Raw genomic sequence first — 18499 nt, 5'->3', positions numbered from 1 at the left:
ACGTCTCAAGCTCAAGCGAAGCAGGGGTTCTCAGGTGCCGACGGGTCGAGTGAAGTGGTTTGACGCGGCCAAGGGATACGGGTTCGTCACCAGTGACGAGGGTGGCGACGTGTTCCTGCCCAAGGGCGCGCTACCGACGGGTGTCACCGACCTCAAGGGCGGCCAGCGGGTCGATTTCAGCGTGGTGGACAGCCGCCGGGGCGCGCAGGCGATGGGGGTCAAGCTGCTCGACGCCCCGCCCTCGATGGCGGAGCTGCGTCGCCGGCCGGCGGAGGAGCTGCACGGCCTCGTCGAGGACATGATCAAGGTGCTGGAGGCGAAGGTCCAGCCGGACCTGCGCCGGGGTCGGTTCCCGGACCGCAAGACGGCGCAGAAGATCGCTCAGCTGGTCCACGCGGTCGCCAACGAGCTGGAGGTCTGAGGCACCAGCCCGGCGTCGGCGGCCCGGCCGAGCAGCGCCTCCACGGCGGCGAACCCCGCGTCCCCCAGGTCGGCGGTGAACTCGTTGACGTAGAGCCCGATGTGCCGGTCCACCACGTCGGGCTCCATCTCCTGCGCGTGCGCCAGCACGTACTCCCGGCTGGCGGCCGGGTCGGCCCAGGCCCTACGGACCGACTCGCGGATCCACCCGGCCGCCGCCTCGGGGTCGACCGCGCCGCGCCGGGCCAGGATGGCCCCGAGGGGGATGGGCAGGCCGGTGTCGGCCTCCCACCACTCGCCGAGGTCGACCAGGGCGGTCAGGCCGTGCCGTGGGTAGGTGAACCGTGCCTCGTGGATGACCAGGCCGGCGTCGTACCGGCCGGCGGCGACGCCCGGCATGATCTCGTGGAACGGCACGACCTCGATCCGCGCCGGGGGCCGCTCGGCCGCCCAGAGCCGGAAGAGCAGGTACGCCGTGGTCCGGTCGCCCGGCACCGCCACGGTGGCTCCACTCAGGTCGGCGCGGCCGGAGCTGTCGGGCTGGCCCGGATCGCGGTCGCCACGGGTCAGCACCAGCGGGCCGCAGCCACGGCCGAGCGCGCCTCCGCAGGGCAGCAGGTGGTAGTCGTCCAGCAGCCACGGCAGCGCCGCGTAGCTCACCTTGACCAGGTCGAACGCCCCACGCTCGGCGGCCGTGTTGGTGACGTCCACGTCGGCGTACGTGACGTCGACCGGCGGGGCGCCGGGCACGAGGCCGTGCACCAGGGCATGGAAGACGAAGGTGTCGTTGGGGCAGGGCGAGACAGCCAGCGAGAGCGCCACGCCCTCACCGTATCCCCGTCGTCGGCGGCCTCGCTCCGCCCGGTCCCCACGACTGTGACCTGTCCCGCGAGGTGGCGCTGTCCCGCTAGGTGGCGCTGTCCCGCGAGGTGGCGCTGTCCCGCGAGGTGAGGACGCGGAGGTGTGGGCAGCCGAGCCGCGCTGCCGCCGAGCCGCGCTGCCGCCGATGCACGAGTCGGCCTGGGGCCGGTGCGCGGTGACGGCGTTACGGGCCGAGCGCGCCGGCTACGACCTGGCCGCGAAGGACCCGGCGCGGGCCGGGCGCATCTGGGATCTCGACGGCGAGAACACGGGGCGGCAGACCGCGCCCGATCCTTCGCACAACGGCGCGCCCCGGCCCAGCCCCGACCGAGCCGGGACGCGCCGCTCCGCCGCCCGCGGTGCCCCCTGGTCCACGCTGTCGAGCTGCCCTCACAGATGGGGCAAGCCGAGGTGCGGCAAATGGGCAAGTTGCGATCCGGCGAGCGCCGGCCGCACCGGGAGCGGCCTGGGCCCGGTCAGCCCGGTGCGGCGCGCGCCAAGTGCCGCCCGGTGCCGCGCGCGCCGAGTGCCGCCCGGTCGCCGCCGTCGCACCCCTGCTGCCGGATGACCCGGCTGATGCCCGTGTGCACCCACATCGCACGCCGGGGACCAGTGCAGACGGTACATTCCTGGACACCCGGCCGTCCTGGACACCCGGTCGCTCAACGGTGCCGGCATCTCCGTAGAGCGGTGGTCTCATGAACGGGGCAGCTCGACAGCGTGCCGAAGAGCACCTGGCCGCGCAGCACCAAGCCAGTTGTCCACAGGCTTATCCACAGGTGTGTCGCGCTTGTTGACGGTCGCTCGTGGCGTCGCAACGATCGACACGTGGCGGAGCCGACCGGACCGATCGAGGTGGGGGCCGCGCTGCGCGCTCTCCGGCGCCAGGCAGACCTGAGCCAGCGGGAGTTGGCGCGTCGGTCGGGCGTACCCAAGAGCACGCTGGCGCGGATCGAGGCCGATCCGGGAGCCGATCCGAGGTTGCGGACGGTGGAGCGGTTGGTCCGGGCCGCTGGCGGAGAGCTGGCGGTGGGCGTCCGGACCGCTGATCAAGGGAGCACGGACGGCGAACCGGGGACCGTCGCCGTGTTGCCGCCCGTACCTCACGACGGCCGCCGCGACGAGGGGGGCCGCCGCTATCCCGCGCACCTCGACATCCGGGAGGTCCGGACGCTGAAGGACTGGCCGGGTGCGTGGTGGGGGCACTGGTACGTCCCGCAGGAGCAGTGGCCGGTGCGGGTGCCGGAGATGACGTACGACCTTCATCGCGGGCGACGCGACGAGCGGCGGGTGCGGGAGCGGGCGCGCGCCGCCGTCAGCTTCCGTCGGGTGACGGAGGGGGTGCCGGACGGGTGCTGGCGGTTCGTGGCCCAACTGCCGGGCGGCGAGTTGGTCGGCGAACTCCGGGCACACGAACGCAGCGAGGACCTGCTGCTCGGCGAGGATCTCGGCGATCGGCGGGAGATGGTGCTGGACGGTGTCCTCGTCGCGCCCCAGCTGCGCTTCCTGGGCATCGGCCGCCGGTTGCTCCGGCTCCTCGGCGAGGAACTGGACCAGGCCGGTATCCAGACCGTGCGCGCCGTCGCCGGCATCGGTGGCGTCGACTTCCTGATCGCCTGCGGCTATCAGTTGGAGGCGAGTCGGCCGGCGGTCCTGCGGTTCGACCAACGGCCGACGCCCAGAGGATGATCGCTGGGCTGGTCGGCAGCCGAGGCCGACAGGCTCAGGGGCAGGCAGGCTCAGGGGCAGGCAGGCTCAGGGGCTGGCTGGCAGGCAGGCCGGCCGGCGGGTTCAGGTCAGGGCCGCGGCGGCCGTGGTGAGGGCGGCGAGCGCCTCGCGCATGCGCCAGGCGTCGCGGTCCCGGGGGCCGATCGGGTTGGAGACGGTACGCAGCTCGACGAACGGGACGCCGGCCTGCGCGGCGGCGACGGCCACGCCGTACCCCTCCATGGCCTCGGCGACCGCGTCGGGGTGGCGCCGGCGCAGGGCGTCCGTGCTGGCGGCGGTGCCGGTCACCGTGCTGACGGTCAACACCGCGCCCACCGTTGCCGTCGGCAGCGCGGCGCGCAGGGTGGCCAGCAGCCCCGGGTCGGCGGCGAGCGCGACGCCACCACCGAGCCACTCCGGGGGCATGCCCAGCTCGTCCACCGGGAGGAAGCCCGCCGGTGACTCGGCGCCCAGGTCGGCGGCGACGGCGACGGAGCCCAGCACCGTCGCGCCGACCTCCACCCGGCCGGCGAAGCCACCCGCCACGCCCGCGCTGACCACACCGCGGTACGGACGCCCGGCCGCCTCGGCGAGCACCAGCAGCCGGGTGGTGGTGGCGGCGGCGACGGCTGGCCCGACCCCCACCGGCAGCACCTCCGTCGACGCATCCGTGAGGCCCGCGCGGACCGCCTCGGCCTCGGCGGGCACCGCCGTGACCACCAGCAAACCCGTCACGGCAGGGGCCCCTGCGGTTCCCGCCGGGTCTCGTCGTCCGTGCCGCCCGGCCCGCCGACCGCCGACGACGGCCGGTAGATGTGGTAGCCGGGCGGGGCCAGGGCCGGGTCGTCCAGCGGCGAGCCGCCCTGCGCGGGGGCGGGCGAGACGGGCGCCACCCCGCTGTCGGGGCCGGCCTCGGCCTCGGTGCGCGCGCCGGCCCCGGCAGCGGTGGGCGTCCCGGCCGTGCCGGCCCTGGTGGGCACGTCAGCAGCGGTGCGCGTGCCCGCCCTGGTGCCCGGGCTTGCCGCGGCGCCCGTGTCCGCCTTGGTGGGCGTGCCGGCCGTGCCGGCTTCGGTGTCCGTGGCGGCTTCGTCGGTGTCGTCGGCCAGTTCGTCGTCGGCGAGCGGGCGCCCGGCCAGCCGCTCGGCGCGCAGGCGGCCCGCCACCAGCACGCCCCGGACGGCGGCCAACGTGCCGACCCCGGCGGCGACGGCGATCCCGATCCGGCCGTCGAAGGGTACGAGCCCCAGCCCGCCCCCGGCGACGAACGCGAGCATCAGCACCGTCTCGGAGTGGGCGAACGAGCTGGCCCGCAGCCGCTCGGGGATGCGTTCCTGGATCGAGGCGTCCACGGTGAGCTTGGCGATGCCGCTGATCAGCGCGGCCACGAGGCAGAGCAGGGCGACCATCGGCAGCGAGAACTTCAACGCGGCGAGGACCGCCACCCCGCCCACGATGATCATGCCGCTGGACTGGATGGCGACGGGTCGGTGGATGCGCAGCCGGGTGCCGATCGCGGTGGCGAGGAAGGTGCCCACGGCCAGTGCCGCGCCGACGAGGCCCAGCGCCCCCTCGTCGCCGAGGTCCCGGCCGAAGACGACGGTGGTCAGGTCACCCGCCTTGATTGCGAAGGCCAGGAAGAGCAGCAGGAACCCGTACAGCCCGCGCAGCGTCGCGGCGCCGATCAGGGTGGCGATCACGAGCCGGCCGGCCGGCCGCCCCCGGCCCAGCGGGCGGTCGCCGGTGCGCCGACCGAGCGCCCGCAGCGGCCGGGGCACCCGCTCCGGCGGCTCGGAGTCGGCCTTGGGCGGCAGCCGCAGGGAGATCACCATGCCGACCAGGAAGATGATCGAGGCGACCCGGAGCGGCCACTGCGGACCGAACCAGAAGGCGGCCAGCCCGATCGGCGCGACCAGGGCGCCGGCCACCGTGCCGTAGACGCTGGCCCGGGCGCCCACCTGGGAGAGGCCGAGCCCTTCCGGCAGCAGCCGCGGGACGGCCGCCGAGCGGGCCACCCCGTACGCGCGGGAGAGCGCCAGCACGCCGAAGGCCGCCGGATAGAGGCCGAAGCCGTGGATGTAGTCGGAGATCAGCCAGGCCAGGAAGGCCCGGCCGAGCATGGTGGCGGCCAGCGCGTACCGGCGACCGTGGCGGAAGTGGTCGAGCAGTGGGCCCACCACCGGGGCGAGCATGGCGAACGGCACCATGGTCACCAGCAGGTAGAGGGCGACCTTGCTGCGCGCCTCGCCGAGCGGCACGTTGAAGAAGATCGTCCCGGCGAGTCCGATGGCGATCAGCGTGTCCCCGGCGCAGGAGATCGCGTGCAGGTCGAAGAGGCGGACCATGCCGACCTCGTCGCCAGCGCCCCGGGCGCGGGCCCGGCCCGCCCGGCGGGTCATCCAGCGCCCACCGCTGACCGAGCCGCGTAACAGCAGGCGGACGGCCTTGATGCCGGTGCCGACGGTCCGCCCGAGTACGGACCGCCCGGAGCGGGAGAACAGCGGCATGTCCACCATCCTCACCCATCCGGTCCGTCCATGCCGCACCACTGTCCCAGAACGTCGTCGGCGGGTGCCTGTCGGTCGGCCGTACGCATGGGGAACAATGGTCGGGTGACCAGGCCCGCCTCCGCCCGTGCCGCTCGTCTCGACCAGGTCTGCGCCGCCGCCGTCGAGGTGGCACGTGACGCCATTACCGAGGTCGACCCCTCGGACATCGGCGACCACCTGCAGGCCGTCGCGGAGGGCGACCGACTCGTCACGCACTACTTCGAGTGTCGGCTCGCCGGCTACCGCGGCTGGCGGTGGGCGGTCACCGTGACCCGGGTGCCGCGCAGCCGGCACGTCACCGTCTGCGAGACGGTGCTGCTCCCCGGCACGGACGCGATGCTCGCCCCCGGCTGGCTGCCGTGGCAGGAGCGGCTCAAGCCGGGCGACCTCGGCCCCGGCGACCTGCTGCCCACCCCGGCGGACGACGACCGGCTCCAGCCCGGCTACCTGCTCTCCGACGACCCCGCCGTCGAGGAGACCGCCTGGGAGCTCGGCCTCGGCCGGGCCCGGGTGCTCTCCCGGGAGGGGCGCAGCGAGGCCGCCCAGCGCTGGTACGACGGCGACCACGGCCCGTCCGCCGCGATCTCGGTCGCCGCCCCCGCCGCCGCCCGCTGCGGCACCTGCGGCTTCTACCTGCCGCTCGCCGGCGCTCTGCGGCAGTCCTTCGGGGCCTGCGGCAACTTCTACGCCCCCGACGACGGTCGGGTGGTCAGCGCCGACCACGGCTGCGGGGCGCACTCGGAGACCCTGATCGAGGCCGCCGAGACCCAGGTCGACGAGATGCCGACGGTCTACGACGACAGCGCGGTCGAGCCCATGGCGGTCAGCCGGGCGCCGGGTTCCGTCGAGGCCGCGGAGCCGGCGGAACCGTACGGCCACCCCTGACGCCACCGGGCGCGGCGCCGATCCGGCGGATCGGGGTCGTCGCAGGTCAGCGGCCGGCGCGGCGGCGGCGCCGGTTGGCGTCGTGCCGCATCATCACGGCGAGACCGGGGAAACCCCACAGGAAACCGGCCAGGCAGGTCCACAGCCAGTCCTGGTGGTCGTGCGCGGTCAACCAGTCGCGGAAGAAGATCAGCAGCACCAGCCCGGCGAGCGCCCAGGCCGCCATCCCGGCGAGGGCGAACGGCACCATCGGCGGGTCGAGCGGCTCGGGCCGCGGTGGCTGCTCCTTCGGCACGCGGCAAGCGTACGCGATCAACTTTTCCTGCTGGCCGGTGATCTGCGACGATGCGCGCGACAACGGAAGATCACCTGCGAGGACCTGATGGCAGTAGCGCCGCCCGAGAACGGCACACCACCCGACCCCGCTCACCCGCGTAACGGTTTCGACCGGTACTTCGAGGTCTCCGCCCGTGGCTCGACGATGAGCCGCGAGGTACGCGGTGGCCTGGCGACCTTCTTCACGATGGCGTACATCGTGGTGCTCAACCCGCTCATCATCGGTGGTGCCGTCGACGGCGACGGCAAGAAGCTCCCCATCGCCGCCCTCGCCGCGGCCACCGCCCTGGTCGCCGGCCTGATGACCATCCTGATGGGTGTCGTCGGCCGGTTCCCGCTGGCGCTCGCCGCCGGCCTCGGCGTCAACGCGCTGGTCGCGTACGAGATCGCCCCGGAGATGACCTGGGCGGACGCGATGGGCCTCGTGGTGATCGAGGGCCTGATCATCGCGGTGCTGGTGCTGACCGGCCTGCGTACGGCGGTGTTCCGCTCGGTGCCGACGCAGATGAAGACGGCGATCGGCGTCGGCATCGGCCTCTTCCTGACCATCATCGGCCTCGTCGACGCCGGCTTCGTGCGCCGGGTGCCGGACGTGCAGAACAGCACCGTCCCGGTCAGCCTGGGCATCGGCGGCAAGCTCGCCAGCTGGCCGCTGCTGGTCTTCGTGGTGGGCCTGCTGCTGACCATCGTGCTGCTGGTGCGCCGGGTCAGGGGCGCGATCCTGATCGGCATCCTCGGCTCCACCGTGCTGGCGATCGTCGTCGAGGCGGTGGCGAACATCGGCCCGTCCTTCGTCGACGGCAAGCCGAACCCGAAGGGCTGGGCGCTCAACGTCCCCGAGCTGCCGAAGACCTGGGTGGACGTGCCGGACCTGTCGCTGATCGGCAAGTTCAACCTGTTCGACTCGTGGGGCCGGGCCGGCTGGGTCGTCGTCCTCATGTTCGTGTTCACCCTGCTGATCACGGACTTCTTCGACACCATGGGCACGATGGTCGCGGTCGGCCAGGAGGGGAACATGCTCGACGAGCGGGGCACCCCGCCGCGGGCGAAGGAGATCCTGCTGGTCGACTCGATCGCGGCGGCGGCCGGCGGTGCGGCGAGCACGTCCAGCAACACGTCGTACATCGAGAGCGCCGCCGGTGTGGCGGAGGGCGCCCGGACCGGCGTGGCCAACCTGGTCACCGGCGGGTTGTTCCTGCTGGCGATGTTCCTGGCGCCGCTGGTCGTGGTGGTGCCGTTCGAGGCGGCGTCCACCGCGCTGGTGGTGGTCGGCTTCCTGATGATGACCGCGGTGCGGACGATCGACTGGTCCGACTACGAGATCGCGATCCCGGCGTTCCTGACGATCGTGCTGATGCCCTTCACGTACTCGATCTCCAACGGCATCGGCGCCGGCCTGATCTCGTACGTGGTGGTGAAGCTCGCCCGGGGCAAGGCCCGGGAGATCCACCCGCTGCTGTACGGGGTGGCCGCCCTCTTCGTGCTCTACTTCCTGCGCGGGCCGATCGAGTCCGTGGTGCTCTGACACGGCAGTCCGCTCCGGGCCGGTGACCGAATCGGGTACCCGGCCCGGAGCAGGACAAACTTCTCGTGAGCATGGTCATATCACCACTCATTCGCCAAGCTAATTAGTTAGGCTAACTATCGTGACGGAGCGGACGGTGACGGCGAAACGCGTGCCACCGGCGCAGCTGGCACCGCAGCTGCGTGATGCGATCACCCGGCTCAACCGGCGGGTCCGACAGGCCCGGCCGGTCGGCGACCTCACGGTCACCCAGCTCTCCGCGCTCACCAGCCTCCGGCTGGCGGGTGCGCTGACGCCTCGGGAACTGGCCGACGTGGAACGGGTGCAGCCCCCGACGATGACCAAGATCGTCGCGAAGTTGGAGGAGCGCGGCCTCGTGCAGCGCACCCCCCATCCGACCGACGGCCGGCAGGTCATCCTGGCGGCGACCGAGGGGGGACGGGCGGTGCTCGACCAGTTCGAGCGGGTCCGTGACGAGTGGCTGGCCCGCCGGCTGGCCGCGCTGACCGAGGCCGAGCGGGACACCCTGCGGCAGGCGGCCGAGATCCTTCAGCAGGTCGCCCGCGCCTGACCCGCGCGTCGTGCCACCGCGCCGTCCGACGTCGATGACGCGTACGACCGCGAGGAGGCGCACCAAGAGTGCAGGCGAAGCTGAGCACGATGTTCCAGTCCCTACAGGTCCGCAACTACCGGCTCTTCGCATCCGGGCAGCTGATCAAGCTGATCGGCGTCTGGATGATGTTCATCGCCCAGGACTGGCTGGTCCTCGAGCTCTCCGACAACTCCGCCACCGCGCTCGGCGTGGTGACCGCGCTCCAGTTCACCCCGGTGCTGCTGCTCACCCTGCTCTCCGGGCGGCTCGCCGACCGCTACGACAAGCGCATGCTGCTCTTCGTCGCGAACGCGTTCTGGACCGTGCTGGCCCTCGCCATGGCCCTGCTGGTGATCACCGGCCTCGTGCAGCTCTGGCACGTCTTCGCGTTCGCGGCCCTGCTGGGCGTCGCCAACGCCGTGGAGACCCCGGTCCGGCAGGCGTTCGTCTCCGAGCTGGTGGGCACGTCGCTGCTGCCGAACGCGCTCTCGCTGAACGCGGCCGTGTTCAACTCCGCCCGGATCGTCGGTCCGGCCGTCGCCGGCCTGGCCATCGCCGTGCTCGACGTCGGGCCGGTCTTCCTGTTCACCGCGCTCAGCTCGATCGCCCCGCTGGTCACCGTGATCCAGATGCGCCCCGCCGAGCTGCACCGGGAGGCGCTGCCGCCGCGCGACGAGCGGGCGTCGGCCAAGGTGGTCGACGGCCTGCGCTACGTCTGGCGCCGGCCCGACCTGCTGCTGCCCATGGCGATGATGTCGGTGATCGGCATGTCGCTGTTCAACTTCCAGCTGACCCTTGCCGCGCTGGCCAAGACCGTGTTCCAGACCGGTGCCGCCTCGTTCGGGCTGTTCAGCACCGCGCTGGCGGTCGGCGCGCTGGTCGGGGCGCTCGCCGGCACCGGGCGGCGCAGCCGCCCGTCGGTCTGGCTGGTGCTCGGCGCGGGGGTCGGCTGCGCCAGCTTCGGCACGCTGGTGGGGCTCGCCCCGGCGTACTGGATGGTGGTGACGCTGCTGCTGCCGACCGGGTTCTTCATGGTCTTCTTCGCCCAGGCGGCCAACCAGCGGGTCCAGCTCGGCACCGACGCCGCCTTCCGCGGCCGGGTGATGGCCCTGTGGGTGCTGGTCTTCCTCGGCACCAACCCGGTCGGAGCGCCGCTCATCGGCTGGGTCGCCGAGACCTACGGCGCCGGCGCGAGTATCTGGATCGGCGGGCTGATCTCGCTGGCCACCGTCCTGATCGCGCTCACCTGGCAGCTGCGCCACTCCGGCGCCCGGCTGCGCTTCCGCATCCTGCCGATGCCGCGCTTCTACGTCACCTCCACCGACTGCTGAGCGTGCCGCCGCCCCTCCGGTGGGACGATCCGTCCCCTCCTGCGGATGACGTGGATGGCACGAAACCGGTGGCGGGCCGGCCGGAAGAGGCTTAGCGTCGATACGTGGAGCTCGGGCGCGCGCTGCTGCTGATCCTGGCCTTCGTCGCCGTAGCGAGCCTGCCGGCGGTGATCGCCCTGGTCTTCTGCGCCGACGAGATCATCGACCGGGTCGCCTGCGGATGGGCCGAGTGGCGCGAGCGCCGGCAGGAGCGGCGCACGATCGCCCGGCTGGACCGGGCCGTCGAGGCCGACGCGCTGACCCGCGACATCGACCTCACCGGCTTCGACCGGCCCGACCGGCGCCCGCTGGAGGAACTCGCCGCCGACCTGCGCCGCCTGCGCGGCCAGGGGGTCGGCCCCGACGGCCGCCAGCCCGTCTGGCACGGCACGATCCTGCGGGCGTACGACGACCGGCTCCGGCTGGCCTGCCGGGCCCTCGGGCTCACCGAGCACCTGGCCGAGCTGGAGGGCGTCGACCTGGAGCTGGAACGGGTCCGGGTGGAGGGACTGCTGCACGCCGCCGGGCTGACCCTGCCCGCCGCCCGGGCCGGGCACCGGCAGCGTCACCGCTGAGGGCGTAGCGGCGTGCGGCTCTTCGTGGCGCTCTACCCGCCGCCCGAGGCGGTCGCGCACCTCGGCGCGCAGGTCGCCCGGCTGCGGATCGGCGCGGCGGCCGCCGCCGGCATCAACGTCCGGCTCGCCGACCCGGCCCACGCGCACGTCACCCTCGCCTTCCTCGGCGACGTCGAGGCGGACCGGCTGGTCGCCGTGGAGAGCGCGCTGGGGCTCGCCGCCGAGTGGTCCCGGGACGGCCGCCAGGCCGCGCCCCGGCTCTGGCTGGCCGGCGGCGGGCGGTTCGGGCGGGGCCGGTTCACCGTGCTCTGGGTCGACCTGCGGGGCGAGGTGGAGCCGGTACTGGTGCTGGCCCGGCTGATCCGCTCCCGCCTGCGGCACGCCCGCCTGCCGTACGACGAGAAGCCGTTCCGCCCGCACCTGACCGTCGCCCGCCCCGGCGACCGGGTGCCCCCGGTCGACGTGGCCGCCGACGTGGCCGCCCTCGACGACTATGTGGGCCCGCAGTGGCCGGCCGGCGAGATGGTCCTCGTGCGCAGCCACCCCGGGCCCCGCCCCACCTACGACCGCCTGGCCGCCTGGCCCCTCTGACGCTCCTCGGTCACCAGGCCCAGGCTTCCGGGCCGGGACCGCCGTTGCCGACGGGTGGGAAGAGCTCGTCCAGGCGGGTGAGGGCGTCCTCGTCGAGGCGGACGGCCAGGGCGCCCAGGGAACGGTCGAGCTGGTCGGTGGTGCGCGGACCGATGATCGGGGCGGTCACCCCGGGCCGGGACAGCAGCCAGCCGAGGGCCACGTCCGCCGGGTCGTGACCGAGGTCGCCGCAGAGTTCCTCGTACGCCTCGATGGTCGGCCGGTGATCGGCGAGCGCGTCGGCGGAGCGGCCGCTGGCGCCGCGCGCGGCCCCGCCCTCGGCCATCTTCCGCAGCACACCGGCGAGCAGCCCGCCGTGCAGCGGCGACCAGGGGATGACGCCCAGCCCGTGGTGCTGCGCGGCCGGCACCACCTCGAGCTCGACGTGCCGGGTCATCAGGTTGTAGATGCACTGCTCGGAGACGAGGCCGAGGAAGTGGCGCCTGGCCGCGGCCTCCTGCGCCACCGAGATGTGCCAGCCGGCGAAGTTGGACGACCCGACGTAGAGCACCTTGCCCTGGGCGACCAGGGTCTCCATGGCCTGCCAGATCTCCTCCCACGGGGTGCTCCGGGAGACGTGGTGCATCTGGTAGAGGTCGATGGTGTCGGTCCGGAGGCGACGCAGCGAGTCCTCGCAGGCCCGGACGATGTGCCGGGCGGAGAGGCCCTGCTCGTTGGGCCACTCGCCCATCTTGCCGTAGACCTTGGTGGCCAGCACGACCTTCTCCCGCCGGCCGCCGCCCTGGGCGAACCAGCGCCCGATGATCTGCTCGGTGATCCCCTCGCCGGTCTGCCAGCCGTAGACGTTGGCGGTGTCGAAGAAGTTGATCCCGTGTTCCAGGGCCCGGTCCATGATCGCGAAGCTGTCCGGCTCGGTGGTCTGCGGCCCGAAGTTCATCGTGCCGAGGCAGAGGCGGCTGACCGACAGGCCCGTACGGCCGAGGTTCGTGTACTCCATGAGGCCACCCTGCCACGGCGGCACCTCGCGTGCCTCGCGTCGACTCCGGCGACGGGATCCGCCGCCGGAGTCAGCCGGTCACGAGGACTCGCGGGCCGCCGGGCCGCTGCCGAAGAGCACGTCGTCCCAGCTCGGCAGGCGCTTGCGCGGCTTGCCGCCGGCGTCGGTCGACTCGCCGGCCGCTGCCGCCGAGGGCGCGCCCGTGCGCCGGGGCCGGAGCACCGCCAGCGACGGCACGGCCGGCACCTCCTTGGGCGCGTCCGAGTCGTCGTCGAACGCGGAACCCTGGCCACCGCCGAGCAGCGCCGCCGCGCCGCCGCCGACCGGCCGCTGGCGCGGCGCGTCCTGCCCGGCCAGGGCGGCCGGGGTGCGGGGTTCGAGCCCGCGGCCCGAGGTCGAGCCGAGCGGACGGTCGAGGGAGGCGAGCAGGGCGTCCCGCCCGGCCCGGATCGGGTCACGCCCGGGGCGGCTGTGCTCGGCCGCCGCCGGCAGGCCGTGCCCGCCCCGGCTCGGCTCACCGCGCGACGGACCGGGCAGCGCGTGGCCGCCCCGCTCGGGCGCCGGCTCCTGGCCGAGGATCGGGGTGGGCCGCTCGGCGCAGAGGTACTGCGCCATGTCGTCGTGCGGGGTGACCGCCTGCCGGGTCTTGTCGAGATCCCAGATCGCCTGCGCGGTCGCCTTGCCCGAGGGCCAGGTCGCCACGATCCGCCAGGTGCCGTCGTCGCGACGCCACGCGTCCCAGGAGATCTTCTCGGTGTCGATCCCGTGCTGGGCCAGCCGGCCGTTGACCACCTCGGCGAGCGGGGTGGGCTTCTCCGCGCCCTTCAGCCGGGTGCGCCGGGCGTGCTGGGCGAGCATGGCCCGCTCCTGGAGCACCGGGCCGGCATAGCGCAGCACCCGGTCGACCGGCACGCCGGCGATCCGGGCGACGTCCTCGGCGGACTCGCCGGAGCGGATCTTCGCCTGGATGTCCCGTGGGGAGAGTGAGGGCACCGGGTCGGCGCTGGTCACCGGGGCCACCGCGAGCGGCGGGGCGCCGGGCTCGGCGTGCAACGCGCCGGCGATCCGCTCGTCGATGGGCAGGGCGAGCAGTCGCCCGACCTCGTCGGCGAGCACCAGGGCCTGGCCGTCCTCGGAGAGGGCGACGAAGCGTACTGGGCGCATGGCGTTGCCTCCGTCCCGCTTCGCTGGCCGTCACGCCACGAGCCGGCCACCCGGGCGTCCTCGCACCACCGTACGCGCATCTGCCCGCAGGTGGGGGATGCGACACCCGCATGTCGCGACTGAGCTGCGACGATGATCACGGTCGGTGGCCGGCGGGCGTGCCGGCGGCCACCGACCGTGACGGCGGTCAGAGTCGCTCGACCACGTAGTCGATCGACGCGGTCAGGGCCTCGACGTCGGCCGGCTCGACGGCCGGGAAGAGCGCGACGCGAAGCTGGTTGCGGCCCAGCTTCCGGTACGGCTCGGTGTCCACGATGCCGTTGGCGCGCAGCGCCTTGGCGATCGCGGTGGCGTCGACGGAGTCGGCGAAGTCGATGGTGGCGACCACGTTGGAGCGCAGCGCCGGGTCGGTGACGAACGGCGTCGCCACCTCGGAGCGCTCCGCCCAGCCGTACACGATCGCGGCGCTCTCGGCCGTGCGCTTGGCCGCCCAGGCCAGCCCGCCCTGGGAGTTCATCCAGTCGGTCTGCTCGGCGGCCAGGAAGATGGTGGCCAGCGCCGGGGTGTTGTAGGTCTGCTCCAGCCGCGAGTTGTCGATCGCGGTGACCAGGTCGAGGAAGGCCGGGATGTAGCGGCCGGACGCCTTGATCTCGCCGGCCCGCTCCAGCGCGGCCGGGGACATCAGGGCCAGCCACAGGCCGCCGTCGGAGCCGAAGCACTTCTGCGGGGCGAAGTAGTAGACGTCGGTCTCGCCGACGTTGACGTCCAGGCCGCCCGCGCCCGAGGTGGCGTCGACCAGCAGCAGCGAGCCGGGGTCGGCGCCGGCCACCCGGGCGATCGGCACCGCGACACCCGTCGAGGTCTCGTTGTGTGGGGTGGCGTAGACGTCCACCCCGGCCTCGGCGGTCAGGGTGGGCGCGGTGCCGGCCTCCGACTTGCGGATGGTGGGCTCGCCGAGGAACGGGGCGTCCTTGACGGACTTGGCGAACTTCGCGCCGAACTCGCCGAAGCTGGCGAACTGCGCCCGGTCGCGGACCAGGCCGAACGTCGCGACCTCCCAGAACGCCGTGGTGCCGCCGTTGCCGAGCACCACCTCGTAGCCCTCGGGGAGGGAGAAGAACTCGGCGATGCCGCGGCGCAGCCGGGCCACCTGGTCACGGACGGTCTTCTGCCGGTGCGAGGTGCCCAGGTAGCTGGTCGCCACGTCGGTGAGGGCGGAGACCGCCGCCGGACGGACCTTGGACGGCCCGCAGCCGAACCTCCCGTCGGCGGGCTTGAGGTCGTCGGGAATCCGGATGGTCGGTGCGTCAGCCACGGTTGTCGAGATCCTTCCGCATGGGCGAGAGCGGGCCCGGTGTTCAGGCGGGCGCGGATCGACGGCGGACGCGCGCTCAGGCGCACGACGTGGCCGGGACCCGGGCCCGGTCCGGCGACACTGCCGGCCTTCATCCTCCCACCCGGATCGGTCGCTCCGGCCGCTGGTCCCACCTGCGGCCTTGAGGCGTACACCACAACCGGCGCCCGGGGGCCGCGGCCCGCTGTGCCCACGCGCACGAAGGGGCCCTTCCCGCCGCCGGGCGACGGGATGGGCCCCTCTCGCGTCGTCTCTCAGACGCCGTGCGGGATGGCGTCCCAGCCCTCGACGTCGCTGGGCTTGCGGGTGCCCGGGCCGACGTAGCGGGCCGACGGGCGGACCAGCCGCTGGAGCTTCTTCTGCTCCAGGATGTGCGCGCTCCAGCCGCCCATCCGGGCGCAGGTGAACATGGAGGTGAACATGTGCGCCGGCACCTCGGCGAAGTCCAGCACCACGGCCGACCAGAACTCGACGTTGGTGGCGAGCACCCGGTCCGGCCGGCGGGCCTGGAGCTCGGCCAGGGCGGCCTTCTCCAGCGCCTCGGCGATCTCGAAGCGCGGCGCGCCCAGCTCCTTGGCGGTGCGGCGGAGCACCCGGGCGCGCGGGTCCTCGGCCCGGTAGACGCGGTGGCCGAAGCCCATCAGCCGCTCGCCCCGGTCGAGGACGCCCTTGACGTAGCCCTCGGCGTCGCCGCTGCGCTCGACCGCCTCCAGCATGCTGAGCACGCGGGACGGGGCGCCGCCGTGCAGCGGGCCGGAGAGGGCGCCGATGCCGGAGGAGATGCAGGCCGCGGCGTCCGCGCCGGTGGAGGCGACGATCCGGGCGGTGAAGGTGGAGGCGTTCAGGCCGTGCTCGGCGGCCGAGATGAAGTAGGCGTCGACGGCCTTGACGTGCCGCGGGTCCGGCTCGCCCCGCCAGCGCTTCATGAAGCGCTCGACGATCGTGGAGGCCTTGTCGATCTCCTTCTGCGGCACCGCCGGCAGGCCCAGGCCGCGCGCCGACTGGGCGACGAAGGAGAGCGCGGTGACCGACACCCGGGCGAGGTCCTCACGGGCCTGCTCGTCGGAGATGTCGAGCAGCTGGCTGAGACCCCAGTACGGGGCCAGCATCGCGACCGCGGACTGCACGTCCACCCGGATGTCGCCGGAGTGCACCGGCACCGGGAACGGCTCCGCCGGCGGCAGGCCCGGGCCGAACCGCCCGTCGACCAGCAGCGCCCAGACGTTGCCGAAGGAGACCTGGCCGATCAGATCCTCGATGTCGACCCCGCGATAGCGCAGCGCGCCGCCCGCGCGGTCGGGTTCGGCGATCTCGGTCTCGAAGGCTACGACGCCCTCCAGCCCGGGTTTGAAATCGGCCATGTCGCTCTCCTGGATCTGCTCGGTGCGCCCGCCCGGGGCTTCGGTCCCGGCCCAGCCGGGCGAGCGCCTTAGGCGACCCTCAGGGATGTGTTCGTGACATCTTGCCTGCTGGGTAACCGGATCCGCGACCCACTGCGACTGTGCCGCACACGACATCCCCGGTCCGGAGGGCCCGGGCCGCGTCGGTGACACTGGGCGGTACGGGCTGGCCTGCGTCGCAGGGGGTGGGCCGGGTCGACGAGGAGGAGAGGGAACGTGACGGGGGACACAGCCCGGCCAGCGGCGATGCGTAACGAGTACGCCACGGAGCTGGGCCTTTCCGAGGCGGACCTGGCCGCCGACTGGCACGGCCAGTTCGACCGCTGGTTCGCCGACGCGGTGGCCGCCGGGCTGCCCGAACCGAACGCGATGGTGGTCGGCACCGCCGACGCCGCGGGCCGGCCGAGCGCGCGGACCGTGCTGCTGAAGGGGTACGACCCGGAGGGCTTCGTCTTCTTCACCAACTACGGGTCCCGCAAGGGCGCCGAGGCGGCCGTCAACCCGTACGCGAGCCTCGTCTTCCCCTGGTTCCCCATGCACCGGCAGGTGGTGGTGGCCGGCCGGGTGGAGCGGGTCGACCGGGCGGAGACGGAGGCGTACTTCGCCAGCCGGCCGCGCGGCTCCCAGCTCGGTGCCTGGGCCAGCACCCAGTCCCGGGTGATCCCCGACCGGGCCGTGCTGGACGAGGCGTACCGGGCGGCGGCGGAGCGGTTCGCCGAGGTCGAGCCGATCCCCGCCCCGCCGCACTGGGGCGGGCTGCGGGTGCGGCCGGAGTCGGTGGAGTTCTGGCAGGGCCGGGTCAGCCGGCTGCACGACCGGCTGCGGTTCCGGCTCACCGGGACCGGGCAGTGGACCGTCGAGCGGCTGGCGCCGTGACCCAGCTCAAGGACTCGCGGCCGGGCGGGCTGCGCCGGTTCGCGATCGACGTGCGCCCGCTGGCCGTGCCGGCGTACCGGCGGATGTGGCTGGGCAACGGCATCGCGATGTTCGGCATCCAGCTCACCGCGGTCGCCGTGCCGGTGGAGATGTACGCGCTGACCGGCAGCTCGTTCTGGGTCGGCCTGCTCGGGATCGCGGCGTTCGTACCGCTGCTGGTCTTCGGGCTCTGGGGCGGCGCGGTGGCCGACGCGCACGACCGGCGCAAGGTGCTGCTGGGGACCGCGGCGGTGCTCTGGACCGCCACGTCCGGCCTGGTGGTGCAGGCGGTGCTCGGGATCGGCAGCCCGCTGCTGCTGCTCGGCCTGGTGGCGGTGCAGTCGATCGCCTTCGCGATCAGCTCGCCCACCCGCAACGCGGTCCTGCCCCGGCTGGTGCCCGCGGAGCTGGTGCCGGCGGCGACCACGCTGAACTTCACCACCTTCACGGCCGCCGCGGTGTTCGGCCCGCTGGTCGCCGGCCTGATCTTCGCCGCGTGGGGCACCGGCCTCGGCCTGCCGATCGCGTACGCGGCCGACGCCGTGCTCTACGCGGTCGCCGTCTGGGCGACGGTGAAGCTGCCGGCCATGCCGCCGGAGCCGGACCCGGACGCGTCCGCCGCCCCGCGGCGGGCCGGGCTGGCCAGCATCGTCGACGGCCTGCGCTACCTGGCGACCACCCCGGTGCTGATGCTCTCCTTCGTCATCGACCTGATCGCGATGGTGCTGGCGATGCCCCGGGCGCTCTTCCCGGAGATCGCCGAGTCCCGGTTCGGCGGCGGCGCGGCGGTCGGCTGGCTCTACAGCGCGATCGCGGCGGGCGCGATGCTCGGCGGGCTGACCTCCGGGTGGATCGGGCGGCTGCGCCGGCAGGGGCTGGTGCTGGTGGCGGCGGTGGTCGGCTGGGGGCTGGCCATCGCGGCGGCCGGGCTGGCCGGCCAGCTCTGGCTGATGGTGCTGCTGCTCGCGGTGGCCGGGGCGGCCGACCTGGTCAGCGCGGTGCTGCGGCAGTCGATGCTGCTGGTCTACGCGCCGGACCGGATGCGCGGGCGGCTGATGGGCGTCAACACGGTGGTCATCGCCGGCGGCCCGCGCCTGGGCGACCTGCGGGCCGGCGCGATGGCGGCCGGGTTCGGCGGCGGCGTCGCCTGGGTCGGCGGCGGGCTGGCCGCGGCGGCGCTCGCGGTGCTGCTCGCGGTGGCGTTCCCGGTGCTGCTGCGCTACCGGGCGACGGCCCCCGCCGGCGGTGACCGGGCGTGACG

At 74.0% G+C, this 18499-nt stretch carries 17 protein-coding genes and 2 pseudogenes; 10 read left to right on the top strand and 9 right to left on the bottom strand.

All coding sequences use genetic code 11. The features are described from left to right. Window positions 1-34 precede the first annotated feature (34 nt). The gene (locus AB0G08_RS11210; RefSeq protein WP_101413859.1) at window positions 35-421 is read left to right on the top strand and encodes a cold shock domain-containing protein; all 387 of its coding nucleotides are present in this window, start codon (window positions 35-37) and stop codon (window positions 419-421) included. Here the strand turns inward: AB0G08_RS11210 and AB0G08_RS11205 are convergent. Beyond that, window positions 382-1242, bottom strand: coding sequence for a 1,4-dihydroxy-6-naphthoate synthase (locus tag AB0G08_RS11205; protein ID WP_358086162.1), 861 nt, complete (start codon window positions 1240-1242; stop codon window positions 382-384). The genes AB0G08_RS11210 and AB0G08_RS11205 overlap by 40 nt on opposite strands. An 867-nt stretch (window positions 1243-2109) precedes the next feature. On the opposite strand from AB0G08_RS11205, the gene AB0G08_RS11200 reads away from it, so the two are divergent. Then, window positions 2110-2970 (top strand): helix-turn-helix transcriptional regulator, encoded by an 861-nt coding sequence (locus AB0G08_RS11200; protein ID WP_358086160.1) that lies wholly within the window; start codon window positions 2110-2112, stop codon window positions 2968-2970. A gap of 102 nt (window positions 2971-3072) precedes the next feature. Here AB0G08_RS11200 and AB0G08_RS11195 read toward each other — a convergent pair whose 3' ends face one another. From AB0G08_RS11195 to AB0G08_RS11185, 3 genes and pseudogenes are all read right to left on the bottom strand, one after another. Continuing rightward, window positions 3073-3723, bottom strand: a complete 651-nt coding sequence (locus AB0G08_RS11195) for a futalosine hydrolase (RefSeq protein ID WP_358086158.1) — start codon at window positions 3721-3723, stop codon at window positions 3073-3075. Then, window positions 3720-3899, bottom strand: a pseudogene (locus tag AB0G08_RS11190) (MFS transporter); the annotation flags it as partial. The pseudogene AB0G08_RS11190 and the gene AB0G08_RS11195, both read right to left, overlap by 4 nt. Window positions 3900-4082: 183 nt before the next feature. Beyond that, window positions 4083-5492: pseudogene (locus tag AB0G08_RS11185) on the bottom strand (MFS transporter); the annotation flags it as partial. Between the two features lie 87 nt (window positions 5493-5579). On the opposite strand from AB0G08_RS11185, the gene AB0G08_RS11180 reads away from it, so the two are divergent. Continuing rightward, window positions 5580-6419, top strand: coding sequence for a DUF3027 domain-containing protein (locus AB0G08_RS11180; protein WP_358086156.1), 840 nt, complete (start codon window positions 5580-5582; stop codon window positions 6417-6419). Window positions 6420-6465: 46 nt separating this feature from the next. On the opposite strand, the gene AB0G08_RS11175 is transcribed toward AB0G08_RS11180, so the two are convergent. Beyond that, window positions 6466-6714 (bottom strand): DUF2530 domain-containing protein, encoded by a 249-nt coding sequence (locus tag AB0G08_RS11175; RefSeq protein WP_132231936.1) that lies wholly within the window; start codon window positions 6712-6714, stop codon window positions 6466-6468. A gap of 87 nt (window positions 6715-6801) precedes the next feature. Between AB0G08_RS11175 and AB0G08_RS11170 the strand changes: the two genes are divergently transcribed. From AB0G08_RS11170 to thpR, 5 genes are all read left to right on the top strand, one after another. Continuing rightward, window positions 6802-8280 carry an NCS2 family permease gene (locus AB0G08_RS11170; protein ID WP_358086154.1) on the top strand — a complete coding sequence of 493 codons (1479 nt, stop codon included), beginning with the start codon at window positions 6802-6804 and terminating at the stop codon, window positions 8278-8280. Between the two features lie 121 nt (window positions 8281-8401). Further along, window positions 8402-8851, top strand: a complete 450-nt coding sequence (locus AB0G08_RS11165; protein WP_358086152.1) for a MarR family transcriptional regulator — start codon at window positions 8402-8404, stop codon at window positions 8849-8851. 68 nt (window positions 8852-8919) lie between these two features. Next, window positions 8920-10203, top strand: a complete 1284-nt coding sequence (locus AB0G08_RS11160; RefSeq protein ID WP_358086150.1) for an MFS transporter — start codon at window positions 8920-8922, stop codon at window positions 10201-10203. A 104-nt stretch (window positions 10204-10307) separates the two neighbouring features. Further along, window positions 10308-10817 carry a hypothetical protein gene (locus tag AB0G08_RS11155; RefSeq protein WP_358086149.1) on the top strand — a complete coding sequence of 170 codons (510 nt, stop codon included), beginning with the start codon at window positions 10308-10310 and terminating at the stop codon, window positions 10815-10817. A gap of 12 nt (window positions 10818-10829) precedes the next feature. Next, complete coding sequence (thpR, locus tag AB0G08_RS11150; RefSeq protein WP_358086147.1) at window positions 10830-11408, top strand: RNA 2',3'-cyclic phosphodiesterase; 579 nt, start codon at window positions 10830-10832, stop codon at window positions 11406-11408. A gap of 10 nt (window positions 11409-11418) precedes the next feature. Here the strand turns inward: thpR and AB0G08_RS11145 are convergent, their stop codons facing one another. The 4 genes from AB0G08_RS11145 to AB0G08_RS11130 form a co-directional block, all read right to left on the bottom strand. Next, entirely contained in the window at window positions 11419-12405 is a 987-nt protein-coding gene (locus AB0G08_RS11145) for an aldo/keto reductase (RefSeq protein WP_358086146.1), read from the bottom strand. Window positions 12406-12483: 78 nt separating this feature from the next. Beyond that, the gene (gene sepH / locus AB0G08_RS11140; RefSeq protein WP_358086145.1) at window positions 12484-13569 is read right to left on the bottom strand and encodes a septation protein SepH; all 1086 of its coding nucleotides are present in this window, start codon (window positions 13567-13569) and stop codon (window positions 12484-12486) included. 187 nt (window positions 13570-13756) lie between these two features. Beyond that, window positions 13757-14884, bottom strand: coding sequence for a phosphoserine transaminase (serC, locus tag AB0G08_RS11135; protein ID WP_358086143.1), 1128 nt, complete (start codon window positions 14882-14884; stop codon window positions 13757-13759). A gap of 293 nt (window positions 14885-15177) precedes the next feature. After that, on the bottom strand, window positions 15178-16284 hold the full coding sequence (locus AB0G08_RS11130) for a citrate synthase 2 (protein WP_358086141.1): 1107 nt from the start codon (window positions 16282-16284) through the stop codon (window positions 15178-15180). Window positions 16285-16569: 285 nt separating this feature from the next. Here AB0G08_RS11130 and pdxH point away from each other — a divergent pair, with 285 nt between their 5' ends. Together pdxH and AB0G08_RS11120 are read left to right on the top strand one after the other, a co-directional pair. Continuing rightward, complete coding sequence (pdxH, locus tag AB0G08_RS11125) at window positions 16570-17199, top strand: pyridoxamine 5'-phosphate oxidase (RefSeq protein ID WP_358086248.1); 630 nt, start codon at window positions 16570-16572, stop codon at window positions 17197-17199. Then, window positions 17196-18497, top strand: coding sequence for an MFS transporter (locus AB0G08_RS11120; RefSeq protein ID WP_358086139.1), 1302 nt, complete (start codon window positions 17196-17198; stop codon window positions 18495-18497). The genes pdxH and AB0G08_RS11120 overlap by 4 nt, the downstream gene beginning before the upstream one ends. The last annotated feature ends 2 nt before the right edge of the window (window positions 18498-18499 follow it).

This window comes from Micromonospora sp. NPDC023644 (assembly GCF_040640115.1).
Classification (GTDB): Bacteria; Actinomycetota; Actinomycetes; order Mycobacteriales; family Micromonosporaceae; genus Micromonospora.
The sequence above is the reverse complement of the archived record's forward strand: the minus strand, read 5'-3'. Positions and strand labels throughout refer to the sequence as shown.

What these genes read in the sequence shown, in the direction of transcription:
- sepH (WP_358086145.1), bottom strand. Translation starts at nt 13,569, where the DNA reads ATGCGCCCAGTACGCTTCGTCGCCCTCTCCGAGGACGGCCAGGCCCTG.
- AB0G08_RS11145 (WP_358086146.1), bottom strand. Translation starts at nt 12,405, where the DNA reads ATGGAGTACACGAACCTCGGCCGTACGGGCCTGTCGGTCAGCCGCCTC.
- AB0G08_RS11170 (WP_358086154.1), top strand. Translation starts at nt 6,802, where the DNA reads ATGGCAGTAGCGCCGCCCGAGAACGGCACACCACCCGACCCCGCTCAC.
- AB0G08_RS11130 (WP_358086141.1), bottom strand. Translation starts at nt 16,284, where the DNA reads ATGGCCGATTTCAAACCCGGGCTGGAGGGCGTCGTAGCCTTCGAGACC.
- pdxH (WP_358086248.1), top strand. Translation starts at nt 16,570, where the DNA reads ATGCGTAACGAGTACGCCACGGAGCTGGGCCTTTCCGAGGCGGACCTG.
- AB0G08_RS11180 (WP_358086156.1), top strand. Translation starts at nt 5,580, where the DNA reads ATGGGGAACAATGGTCGGGTGACCAGGCCCGCCTCCGCCCGTGCCGCT.